The 12122-nt window shown below is 76.2% G+C and carries 3 protein-coding genes and 2 pseudogenes; 2 read left to right on the forward strand and 3 right to left on the reverse strand.

Annotated elements, in window-relative coordinates; genetic code table 11:
• Window positions 1-61: 61 nt before the first annotated feature.
• Together AB2U05_RS00475 and AB2U05_RS00480 are read right to left on the reverse strand one after the other, a co-directional pair.
• A pseudogene (locus tag AB2U05_RS00475) lies at window positions 62-555 on the reverse strand (beta-ketoacyl synthase N-terminal-like domain-containing protein); the annotation flags it as partial.
• Window positions 556-636: 81 nt separating this feature from the next.
• A pseudogene (locus AB2U05_RS00480) lies at window positions 637-8943 on the reverse strand (type I polyketide synthase); the annotation flags it as partial.
• A 354-nt stretch (window positions 8944-9297) separates the two neighbouring features.
• On the opposite strand from AB2U05_RS00480, the gene AB2U05_RS00485 reads away from it, so the two are divergent.
• Together AB2U05_RS00485 and AB2U05_RS00490 are read left to right on the forward strand one after the other, a co-directional pair.
• Window positions 9298-9786: a GNAT family N-acetyltransferase gene (locus AB2U05_RS00485; RefSeq protein ID WP_369182058.1), complete on the forward strand. Its 489-nt coding sequence runs from the start codon at window positions 9298-9300 to the stop codon at window positions 9784-9786.
• Between the two features lie 2 nt (window positions 9787-9788).
• Window positions 9789-10511 (forward strand): hypothetical protein, encoded by a 723-nt coding sequence (locus tag AB2U05_RS00490; protein WP_369185869.1) that lies wholly within the window; start codon window positions 9789-9791, stop codon window positions 10509-10511.
• 24 nt (window positions 10512-10535) lie between these two features.
• On the opposite strand, the gene AB2U05_RS00495 is transcribed toward AB2U05_RS00490, so the two are convergent.
• Window positions 10536-11963 carry an NAD(P)/FAD-dependent oxidoreductase gene (locus tag AB2U05_RS00495; protein ID WP_369182059.1) on the reverse strand — a complete coding sequence of 476 codons (1428 nt, stop codon included), beginning with the start codon at window positions 11961-11963 and terminating at the stop codon, window positions 10536-10538.
• Window positions 11964-12122 lie beyond the last annotated feature (159 nt).

Raw genomic sequence — 12122 nt, forward strand, 5'->3', positions numbered from 1 at the left:
TTCGGCACTCGCCCGCCCGCAGCGCCTGCGCGGCCAGGTGCAGGGCGACCAGCGAGGACGAGCACGCGGTGTCCACCGTGACGGCCGGGCCCTCCAACCCGAAGGTGTACGAGATCCGACCTGACGCCACGCTGCCCAGCGTGCCGGTGAGCGAGTACCCCTCCAGCTCGGCGGCGGGATCGGTGCCGCCCGCGTAGTCGTGGTACATCACGCCCGCGAACACGCCGGTCCGGCTGCCGCGCAACGACGCCGGCTCCAACCCCGCCCGCTCCAGCGCCTCCCACGACGTCTCCAGCAACAGCCGCTGCTGCGGATCCATCGCCAGCGCCTCACGCGGCGAGATCCCGAAGAACCCCGCGTCGAACCCGGCCGCGTCCGCCAGGAAGCCGCCGGACCGGGTGTACGTCGTCCCGGGCCGCACGCCCTCCGCGTCGTACAACTCCCCAGGTCCCAGCCGCGATCGGCCGGGAAATCGCCGATCGCGTCCACCCCGCCCGCGACCAGCTCCCACAGCTCCTCCGGCGAGGACACCCCGCCCGGGAAGCGGCAGGCCATGCCCACGATCACCACCGGATCGTCGGCCGCCACCGCGGACGACCGCGCCACGGCGGGCTGTTGGCCCGGACGTCCGGCCGCCTCGGCCCGCAGGTACCGGGCCAGCGCGAGCGGGTTCGGGTGGTCGAAGACCAGCGTGGCGGGCAGCCGGAGACCCGTGGCGGCGCCGATCCGGTTGCGCAGCTCGACGGCGGTCAGCGAGTCGAAGCCCTGCTCCTTGAACGCCCTTTCGGCGTCGACCAGTTCGGGGTCGGCATGGCCGAGCACAGCAGCGACCTGACCGCGCACGAAGGCCAACAGGGTGGACTCCTGCTCGCCCTCCGGCACGCCGTCGAGCAGCCGGGGCAGCCCGGACGGCCCGTCCGTCCGGTTCTCGGCGATCCGCCGGGACGGCTGCCGGACCAGGCTTCGGCAGACGGCCGGCAACAGGCCTGCCGCCTGCTGGGCGCGCAGGGTGGCGGTGTCGAGCCGCACCGGCACCAGGAGGGGTTCGCTCGCTCCGATCGCCGCGTCGAAGAGCGCAAGGCCCTGCTCGGTCGCGAGCGGACGGATCCCGGCTCGGGCCATCCACCCCAGGCCGCCCGCGTCGAGGTGGCCGGTCATGCCGCTGGCCTGCTCCCACAGGCCCCAGGCCAGGGAGACGGCGGGCAGCCCGGCGGCGTGGCGCTGCGCCGCCAACGCGTCCAGGGCGGCGTTCGCCGCCGCGTAGTTGCCCTGCCCCGGGTTGCCGAAGACACCCGCGATGGACGAGAACAGCACGAAGAACGAAAGCTCCTGATTGATCGTCAACTCATGCAGATTCAGCGCCGCGTCGACCTTCGGCCGCAGCACCGCCGCCAACCGCTCGGACGTCAACGACGCGATCGTCCCGTCGTCCAACACCCCCGCCGCATGCACCACCCCCGCCAACCGACGCCCCGCCAACACCCCCGCCAACGCCTCCCGGTCCGCCGCATCACACGCGGCCACGGTCACTGCGGCGCCCAACTCCTCCAACTCCGCGACCAGTTCACCCGCACCCGGCGCCGCTTCACCCCGCCGACTCACCAGCAGCAGCTCACGCACGCCGTGCGCCGCCACCAAACGCCGCGCCACCAACCCGCCCAACGTCCCCGTCCCACCGGTCACCACCACCGCCCCCGCCGAAACCGCCTTCACCGGGGCCCCGACCGCCGCCCCGCGAGCCAACCTCGGGGCCACCACCACACCACCACGCACCGCCACCTGCGGCTCACCCGACGACACCGCCGCCACCACACCCTCCGGACCATCCGCCTCCACCAACACGAACCGCCCCGGAAACTCCGCCTGCGCCGACCGCACCAACCCCCACACCACATCAACCGCCCGCGTCACCACCACCAACCGCGACCCGGCCCACCGCTCCTCACCCACCCACCCCTGCACCAACCCCAACACCCACGCACCCACCTCGGCAGCAGAACCGCCGCCACACACCGCCACCACCACATCCGCCGCAACGACCCCACCCAACCCCCGGCACACCGGCCCCAACACACCCCACGAGGCATCCACCGACGCCCCCACCACCGCCCACCGCCCCACCAACTCCCCGCCCGCCACCACCACCGGCGACCACACCACCCGGTACAGGTCATCGCCGACCCGCCCGGCGGCGCGGAGCCGGTCCTCGGTGACGGGCCGCAACGCCAGCGACTCGACCGAGGCCACCGGCCGGCCCGCGTCGTCCGCGAGCCGGATCGACACCGCATCGCCCTCCGAACGGGCGATCCGCACCCGGGCGTTAGCCGCGCCGCCGGCCGCCACGGTGACGCCCGACCAGCTGAACGGGAGCCGAACCCCGTCCACCCGGTCCGCGTCGTCGTCCAGCAGCACGGCATGCAGGGCGGCGTCGAGCAGCGCGGGGTGCAGGGCGTACCGGCTCGCGCCGTCGCGCTGTTCGCCGTCCAGCCGCACGGTGGCGAAGAGTTCGTCGCCGCGCCGCCAGGCGGCGATCAGGCCCTGGAAGGCGGGCCCGTACGCATAGCCGGTCTCCGCGAGGCGCGGGTAGTGGCCGTCCAGCTCGATGCGTTCGGCACCGGCGGGTGGCCAGTCGCCGGCGGCCCAGTCGGCGGCCCCATCGGCGGCTCCGGTTCCACAGGCGGAGCCGGCCAGCGTGCCGGAGGCGTGCCGCACCCACGGCTGCTCGGCGGGCGCGCCGTCCGGCCGGGAGTAGACGTCGACGGACCGCCGTTCCCGGTCGTCCGCGCCGCCGACGACGACCTGCAGCGCCACCGCGTCCTGCGGGCCGAGGAGCAGCGGCTCGTGCAGGGTGAGTTCGTCCAGCCGCCCGCACTCCGCCTCGTCGCCCGCCCGCACCGCGAGCTCCACGAACGCGGTGCCCGGCAGCAGAACGGTCCCGGCGACCGCGTGGTCGGCCAGCCACGGGTGGGTGCGCAGCGAGAGCCGACCGGTGAGGACGTGGCCGCCGCCATCGGCGACCGCGACGGCCGCGCCGAGCAGCGGGTGCCCGGCGGCCGCGAGCCCGAGCCCGGCCGCGTCCCCGGCCGTGGCGCCGCTGCCCGCCAGCCAGTAGCGGCGGCGCTGGAAGGCGTAGGTGGGGAGTTGGACGGTCCGGGCGTCGGCCGGGAAGGCGCGCCGCCAGTCCACGGGGACGCCGTGCGTCCAGGCCTCGGCGAGCGCGCGGGTGAACCGCTCGGTCCCGCCCTCGTCCCGGCGCAGGGTACCCAGCGCGACGGCACTCCCCTCACCGCGCTCGATGCACTCGCCGACCCCGACGACGAGCACCGGGTGCGCGCTGATCTCGACGAACGCCCCGAGGCTCTGCCCCAGCAGGCCGGTGACGGCCTCGGCGAAGCGCACCGGCTGCCGCAGGTTGGTGTACCAGTACGCGGCGTCCAACCCCGTGGTGTCGATCGACGAGCCCGTCACCGTGGAATGGAACGGCACGGCCGCCGCCTGCGGGGCGATCCCGCTCAGCGCGGTGAGCAGTTCCTCCCGGATCGCCTCGACGTGCGGGCCGTGCGAGGCGTAGTCCACGTCGATCCGACGCGCCCGCTCGTGCCCGGCGACCAGCTGCTCCAACGCGTCCGCATCGCCCGAAACCACTGTGGACGAAGGGCCGTTGAGCGCGGCGATGCCGATCCGGCCGCCGTACGGCTCCAGCAGCCGCTCCACCTCCTCGGCGGGCAGCGGCACCGACACCATCCCACCCAACCCCGACAACCCCAGCAACGCCCGCGACCGCAACGCGACGACCCGCGCGCCGTCCTCCAACGACAACGCACCCGCCACGCACGCCGCCGCGATCTCCCCCTGCGAATGCCCCACCACCGCCGCCGGCTCCACCCCGAACGACCGCCACACCTCCGCCAGCGCCACCATCACCGCCCACAGCACCGGCTGCACCACATCCACCCGCTCCAACCCCGCACCACCGCGCAGGACTTCAGTGAGCGACCAGTCCACGAACGGCGCCAACGCCCGCTCGCACTCCCCGATCCGCGCCGCGAACACCGGCGAGGAATCCAGCAGCTCAGCCCCCATCCCCACCCACTGCGACCCCTGCCCCGGAAACACGAACACCACCCGGGCGTCCCCGGTGGCCGTCCCCGTGACGACGCCGCCCCCGGGCTCGCCGTCCGCGAGGGAGCGCAGCCCGCCGAGCAGGCTGTCCAGGCCTCGGCCGGTCACCACCGCCCGGTGTTCCAGGGCCGTCCGGGTGGTCGCCAACGAGCGTGCGAGGTCGGCGGGTTCGGTCTCCGGTCCGATCGCCGCCGCCAGCCGGGCGGCCTGGGCGGCGAGTCCGTCCCGGGTCCGGGCCGAGAGCAGCCACGGCAGCACGCGGGCGGGCGTGCCGGCGCCCACAGCCGGCGACTCCGCGGGCTTCTCGGGTGCCTCGGCCTCCGCGGGCTCCTCGGGCTCCTCGGGTGCCTCCTCCAGGACGACGTGCGCGTTCGTCCCGCTGACGCCGAACGACGAGACCCCGGCCCGCCGGGGCTCCTCGCCGCGCGGCCAGTCCACCGGTTCGGTGAGCAGCGCGACCGCGCCCGCCGTCCAGTCCACCTCGCGGGTCGGCCGGTCCACGTGCAGGGTGCGCGGCAGCACGCCGTGCCGCAGCGCCTGCACCATCTTGATCACGCCCGCGACGCCCGCCGCCGCCTGGGTGTGGCCGAGGTTGGACTTGACCGAGCCGAGCCACAACGGCCGTTCGGTGGGCCGCCCTTGGCCGTAGGTGGCGAGCAGTGCCCGCGCCTCGATCGGGTCGCCGAGCCGGGTGCCGGTGCCGTGCGCCTCGACGGCGTCGACCTGGTCGGCGGTCAGCCCGGCAGCGGTCAGCGCGGCGCGGATGACCCGGCGCTGGGACGGCCCGTTGGGCGCGGTCAGGCCGTTGCTCGCACCGTCCTGGTTGACCGCCGAGCCGCGCACCACCGCCAGCACCCGGTGGTCGTTGCGCCGCGCCTCGGAGAGCCGTTCCAGCAGCAGCACGCCCACGCCCTCCGCCCAGCCCGTGCCGTCCGCCCCGGCCGCGAACGGCTTGCAGCGGCCGTCCGGGGCGAGGCCGCGCTGGCGGCTGAACTCCACGAACATGCCGGGGGTGGCCAGCACGGTCGCCCCTGCGGCGAGCGCCAGCGAGCACTCCCCGGCGCGCAGCGCCCGGCAGGCCCAGTGCAGGGCGACCAGCGAGGAGGAGCAGGCCGTGTCGACGGTGATCGCCGGGCCCTCCAGGCCGAAGCTGTACGCGATCCGGCCGGAGGCGACGCTCGGGGTGGTGCCGGTCAGCACGTAGCCCTCGGCGCCGTCGGCGGCCTCGTGCATCCGGGGGCCGTAGTCGGCGGTGGTGGCGCCGACGAAGACGCCGGTGTCGCTGCCGCGCAGCGCGTCCACCGGGATGCCCGCGCGCTCGAACACCTCCCAGGAGGTCTCCAGCAGCAGCCGCTGCTGCGGGTCCATGGCCAGTGCCTCGCGCGGCGAGATCCCGAACAGCTCCGCGTCGAACTCTCCCACGCCGTCCAGGAATCCGCCGTGGCGGGTGTGCGAGGTGCCGGGGCCGTCCGCGCCCGCGTCGAACAGCCGGCCCAGGTCCCAGCCCCGGTCGGTCGGGAACCCGGAGATGGCGTCACGGCCCGCCGCGACCAGCTCCCACAGCTCCTCCGGCGAGGACACGCCGCCCGGCAGCCGGCAGGCCATCGCCACGATCGCGATCGGCTCGTCCGTCCCGACTGCGGCACGCGCCTCGGTGTCGGTGTCCTCGCCGAGCGCGAGGGCGCGCAGTTCGGCGGCGAGCGCGGCGGGGGTGGGGTGGTCGAAGAGCAGCGAGGTGGGGAGCGGCAGGCCGGTGGCGGCGGCCAGCTGCTCGCGCAGTTCGCCGAGGGTCAGCGAGTCGAAGCCGAGGTCCTTGAAGGCGGCCCGGTCCCGGACGCCGGCCGGGGTGGCGTGCCCGAGGACGGCGGCGATCCGCTCGCGCACCAACTCGCCGAGGACGCGCCGCTGTTCGGCGGCGTCGAGCCCGGCGAGCCGGCGCCGCAGGGCCTCCTCGGCCGGTACCGCCGGGGCGTCGGGCGCACCAGCGGGCCGTCCGGGCTCCTCGGGTACGACAGCCGGCTCCTCGGCCTGTACCGCCGGCTCCAGCCAGTACCGCTGCCGCTGGAACGGGTACCCCGGCAGCGGGACGCGGCGCGGGCTGCTGCCCGCGAAGGCGGCGCTCCAGTCGACGGGCGCGCCGTGCGCGTGCAGCCGGGCCAGCGCCTCGGTGAGCCCGCGCACCTCGGGGCAGCGCGGCCGCAGGGCGGGGACGAACGCGCTCCCCGCGGGGACGCAGTCGCGGGCCAGGGCGGTGAGCACGCCGTCCGGGCCGAGTTCCAGGTAGCGGGTGACCCCGGCCTCGTGCAGTCGGCGCATCCCGTCCAGGAAGCGCACCGGTCGGCGGACGTGCCGCACCCAGTAGTCGGGGTCGCAGAGTTCGGCGGCGCCGGCGGGCGCGCCGGTCAGGTTGGAGACGATCGGGATCTGCGGCGGCCGGAAGTCGAGCCCGCGCAGGACGGCCGCGAAGGCGTCGAGCATGGGTTCCATGTGCGGCGAGTGGAACGCGTGGCCGACCCGCAGCCGCTTGGTCCGGCGTCCCCGTGCCCGCCAGTGCTCGGCGAGCCGGAGCACCGCCTGTTCGTCTCCGGCGAGCACGGTCGCCTCCGGCCCGTTCAGCGCGGCGATGCCGAGCTCCGCCTCCCGGCCGGCCAGCTGCTCGGCGAGTTCCCGCTCGGTGGCCTGCACGGCGACCATCGCGCCGCCGCCCGGCAGTTCCTGCATCAGCCGGCCGCGCGCGGCGACCAGGGCGGCCGCGTCGCCGAGGTCGAGCACTCCGGCCACGTGTGCGGCGGCGATCTCGCCGATCGAGTGGCCCATCAGGTGGTCGGGGCGCACGCCCCGGCTCTCGACGAGCCGGTGGAGCGCGACCTCGACGGCGAACAGCGCGGGCTGGGTGTAGCCGGTCCGGTCGAGCAGGGCGGCCTCGGGACTGCCCTCGGGGGCGAACACGACCTCGCGCAGCGAACGGCCCCGGTGCGGGTCCAGGTCCGGGTCCGGGTCCAGGTGCGGCTCCAGGTGCGGGTCGAGGGCGGCGCAGGCCTCGTCGAAGGCGCGGGCGTAGACCGGGAACGCCCGGTACAGCTCGCGACCCATGCCCGGTCGCTGGGCGCCCTGTCCGGCGAACAGGAAGGCGGTGCCGCCGCCGAGGTCCTCGCCGCGGACCACGGCGGGGGACGGCCGGTCGTCGGCGAGGTCGGCGAGCGCGTCGGCCAGGGTGGCCCGGTCGGCGGCGAGCAGCACGGCGCGGTGCTCGAAGAGGGTGCGGGTGGTGGCGAGCGAGTGGGCCACGTCGGCCGGATCCTGCGCGCCGAGGTGCCCGGCCAGCCGCTCGGCCTGCTCGCGCAGCGCGCCCGCGTCACGGGCGGACAGCAGGAACGGCAGGGTGCCGCAGCCGTCCACCCCGGCGGCCGGGCCGGACGGCGCCGGCACGCTCGCCGAGCGGCCCGAGCCGTCCGAGCGGCCCGAGCCGTCCGGGTGGTCGGAGAGCACGACGTGGCAGTTGGTGCCGCCCATGCCGAAGGAGCTGACCCCGGCGACCAGCGGCCGGTCGGGGTGCGGCCAGGGGCCGTGCTCGGTGCGGACCCGCAGGCCTCGCCCGGCCAGCTCGACGGCCGGGGCGGGCCGCTCGTGGTGCAGGCTCGGCGGGAGTGCGCGGCGGCTCAGGCAGAGCACGGCCTTCGCCAGTCCGGCGGCCCCGGCGGCGCTCTCCAGGTGGCCGATGTTGGTCTTGGCGGAGCCGACCAGCAGTGGGTCGTCGGCGGCCCGGTCGCGGCCGAGGACGGCGCCGAGGGCGGCGGCCTCGACCGGGTCGCCGAGGCGGGTGCCGGTGCCGTGCAATTCGACGTACTGGACCTCGGCGGGGTCGAGGCCGGCACGGCGGTAGGCGAGCCGCAGCAGGTCGCGCTGGGCGGCGGCGCTGGGCACGGTGAGCCCGTCGGTGGCGCCGTCGTTGTTGGTGGCGCTGGCGCGGATCACGCAGAGCACCCGGTGACCGGCGGCGAGCGCCCGGTGCAGCGGTTCGAGCACCACCAGGGCGCCGCCCTCGCCGCGCACGTAGCCGTCCGCCCGGTGGTCGAAGGTGTGGCAGCGGCCGGTCGGGGACAGTCCGCCGAACCGGGCGGCGGCCAGCGCGCCCTCGGGCGTGAGGTTGAGCTGCACGCCGCCGGCCAGCGCCAGTTCGGACTCGCCGGTGCGCAGGCTCTCGCAGGCCAGGTGCACGGCGGTCAGCGCGGAGGACTGGGCGGTGTCGACGGTGAGGCTGGGTCCGTGCAGGCCGAGCAGGTAGGAGATCCGGTTGGCGATGATGCCGCGGGTCAGGCCGGTGGCGGTGTGCTGGGTGACGGCGTGCGGGCCGTGCGCCTGGGTGAGCTTGGCGAAGTCGTCGGCGCCGCCGCCGACGAACACGCCGGTGCGGGTGCCGGCCAGCGCGGCGGGGCGCAGGCCGGCGCCCTCCAGGGCCTCCCAGCCCAGTTCCAGGGCGAGCCGCTGCTGCGGGTCGATCGCCCGGGCCTCGCGCGGCGAGATGCCGAAGAAGGCGGGGTCGAAGCCGTCCACCCGGTCGAGGAAGCCGCCGCGCCGCGCGTGGGCGGGCACGGCGTCGGCCAGCCCGGGGTCGCGGGCCAGCGCCTCGGCCCAGCGGTCGGCCGGGAACTCGGTGACCGCGTCGACGCCGTCTGCGAGCAGCCGCCAGTACGCGTCCGGGGTGGCGGCGCCGGGGAGGCGGCAGGCCAGGCCCACCACCGCGATCGGCTCGCGCCCGGCACGCGGTGACTCACCCGCGCGCGGCATCCGGTCAGGTCCGAACTCAGCGGAATCGGCCATGTCTCCCACCCGTGGGCCCGCCGGACTCCCGGCGGCCCCGCGTGGGTGCCGCCGGCGGATTCCGGTCCTGGAAAGCGGACGGGCGACGGCCCGCCGGCACCCGTCCGGCGCCGTCGCCAAGGTCAGTTCTCGGCACAGCTCCGCCCCGTCGCCGCACCGGTTCCGGGACTACGCCAACCTCGCACGCCCCCGCACCCGCGGAGAAGCCCCGGCGGCCCCTAACGCCCCCGACCCCTAACACCCCGGTGGCACCCCTACGCCTGACGCCGGATCGGCCCGAAACCCCGTGGACGGCACGGGGGCCGGCTTGCTGGAATGGGAGCCGGTCGGTGTCGGTGGCGAAGGGATGCGGCGATGTCCGGGATCAGGCTGGACCTGTCGGTGCGCGACCTCACCGAGACGGACGTGCCGCGCTGCGGCTGGTCCGGCTCCCCCGCGCACGTGCGCCAGCTCGTCCACCAGCTCCATCGCGCCGGGGCGGGCGAGATCGACTACCTGGCGGTGTGCACGCCGGTCGGGTTCCCGGTGGCCCTCTGCGGCGTCGACTACACGGTCACGCCGGGCGCCGGCATGCTCTGGCAGCTGAGCGTCCACCCGGCCCTGCAGTCGTGCGGGATCGGCACGCTGCTGATCCGCGCCGCCGAGCGGCGGATCGGCGCGCGGGGCCTGACCCGCGCCGAACTCCGCGTCGAGGAGGACAACCCGCGCGCCCGCGCCCTCTACGAGCGTCTGGGCTACCGGGCCTTCGGCCGCGCACCCGACTCCTGGGACGTGGAGGCCGAGGACGGCTCGATCCACCGGTACGAGACGATCTGCACGATGATGCGCAAGGACCTGGCGTGACCATGGAGTTCGCGTCGTTCGTCGCCGCCGCGACGGCCGACCCGGCCGTCGTCGGCCTCGTCCTCAAGGGCTCCCGGGCGCACGACGGCATGGCCACCCGGCACTCCGACCACGACCTCTACGTCGTCCTCGCCGACGACGCGGCGAGCGGGCTGGCCGCGCTCGACGGCTACCGCTCCGCGCGGCTCGACCTGGTCGTCACCACGCTCGACCGGTTCCGCCGGCCCGCCGACTGGGAGCGGTACGCGATCGCCCGCGCCCGGGTGCTGCTCGACCGCCGCGACGGGGAGCTCGCCCGGATCGTCGCCGCGGCGGGGCGGCTCGGCCCCGAGGAGGCCTTCCGGTCCGCCGCCGCCCTGCTGGACGCCTACGCCAACGCGCTCTACCGCTCGGTCAAGAACCACCGCGACGGCGACCCGCTCGCCGGCCACCTGGACGCCGCCGCCGGCGTCGGATTCCTGCTCGACCTGCTCTTCGCCCTGGACCGCCGCCCGCGCCCCTACAACAAGTACCTGGCCTGGGAGCTGGACCGGTTCCCGCTGCCCGGCTGGGACGGCGCCGCGCTGCTGGAGGCCGTCGCCCGGATCACCGCGACCGGCGAAGTCGAGCCGCAGCAACGGCTGTTCGCCCGGGTCGAGGCCGCGGCCCGGGCCGCCGGCCACGCGGCGGTGCTGGACGCCTGGGGCGAGGACCTGCTCCTGATGCGCCCCCGCCGACCCTCCTGACCCGCGCCCCCGGCCCCGGCCCCGCTACCCCGCTACCCCCTCCCCCGCCGCCGCGCACCGCGCCAGCAGTTCCCGCTCCGCCGCCTTGAGCGGCGGCCGCAGGAGCTCCGGGCGCTGCGGCCCCCGGCGCAGGTGGGCGAGCACGGCCGGGTCCTCCAGGCTGCTGGAGGGGACGGAGAGCGTGCTGACGGCCGTGGTGGCGGCGCTGAGCGACGGCGAGCGGATGGCGGTGGCGCCGATGAGTTCGGCGAACCGGCGCCGTTCGGCGGCCCGGGTGGTCAGGCGCGGGTCGCGGACGTCGGTGCGGCAGTCGGGGTAGCAGATGTCCTGGGCGGCGGCGAAGATCCACGGGTCGTCGACGACCCGGGCGATGGCCTGCTGGGCCCGGGCGGCGAGCTCCGGGGCGAGCGCGTGCTCGGTGAGGGCGCGGTCGAGCGCGTCGGCGCCCAGGGCGGCGGCGCTCATGCCGTGCCCGTACACGGGGTTGAGCGCGGCGAGGGCGTCGCCGAGCACCACCAGTCCGGCGGGCCAGCGTTCGGCGCGTTCGCAGAACAGCCGGCGGCTGGCGGTGCTGCGGGTGCGCCGGACGCCGGTGAGGGGTTCGGCGCCGGCGATCAGCTCGGCGACGACGGGGTGCCGCAGGGCGCGGGCGAAGGCGAGGAACTCGGCCTCGCCGCCGCCGGGTTCGCCGTTGCGGGTGCCGGAGAGGGTGACCATCCAGCGGTCGTCCTCGATCGGCAGCACCACGCCGTTGCGGCCGGGCCCGCCGTCCCGGTGGTCGGCGTAGACGCTGACCACCGGGAAGTCGGCGGCCATCCCGTGCGGCGCCCGGTAGATCCGGGTGGCGTAGACGATGCCGGGGTCGACGCGGTCGGTCTCGGGCACCGGGAGGCCGAGCGCGGGGAGCCACCGGTCCAGCCGTGAGCCGCGCCCGGTGGCGTCCACCACGAGGTCGGCGGCCAGGTCCTCCTCCCGCCCGGCGCCGAGCGGGAGCACGGTGACGCCGGTGACCCGGTCGGCGCCGCCGCGCAGGGCCCGGGCCTCGGTGCGCTCGCGCAGGGTGATCCGCGGGTGGCCGAGCACGGCTTCGCGGACCACGTGGTCGAGCAGCGGCCGGCTGCAGGCGATCATGAACTGGGTGCCGGGGAAGCGGTGCTGCCAGCCGTAGGCGGTGAGCGACACCATGTCCTGGTGGACGGCGACCCTGCGGGCGCCGGCGGCGAGCCAGCGCTCGGTGGTGCCGGGCAGCAGGGCCTCGATGGTGCGGGCGCCGCCGGACCACAGCAGGTGGGCGTGCCGGCCCTGCGGCACGCCCTTGCGCGGCTCGGGCCCGGCCGGGAGCCCGTCCCGGTCCACCACGGTGACCTCGTCGACGTGGCGTGCCAGCACCGTCGCGGCCAGCAGGCCGGCCAGTCCGCCCCCGAGCACGACGGCCCCGGTCGTTCCGGTCATTGGAGTCTTCCGGTCATGGGAGTGTTCCGTTCATCGGAGTGTTCCGTTCATCGGAGTGTTCCGGTCATCGGAGCGTTCCGTTCATCGCGTCTGCCCGTTCCCTTCCCCGCCGCGGCGTCCGTCCGGGACCAGGGTGGCCCGGCCGTGCCCGGTGCGGCG

Source organism: Streptomyces sp. Y1, from assembly GCF_041053115.1.
GTDB classification, from domain to species: Bacteria; Actinomycetota; Actinomycetes; order Streptomycetales; family Streptomycetaceae; genus Kitasatospora; species Kitasatospora rubellomurina.

Excerpts from the sequence above, each read along its gene's own strand:
- AB2U05_RS00485 (WP_369182058.1), top strand. The coding sequence starts at position 9,298 with ATGTCCGGGATCAGGCTGGACCTGTCGGTGCGCGACCTCACCGAGACG.
- AB2U05_RS00490 (WP_369185869.1), top strand. The coding sequence starts at position 9,789 with ATGGAGTTCGCGTCGTTCGTCGCCGCCGCGACGGCCGACCCGGCCGTC.
- AB2U05_RS00495 (WP_369182059.1), bottom strand. The coding sequence starts at position 11,963 with ATGACCGGAACGACCGGGGCCGTCGTGCTCGGGGGCGGACTGGCCGGC.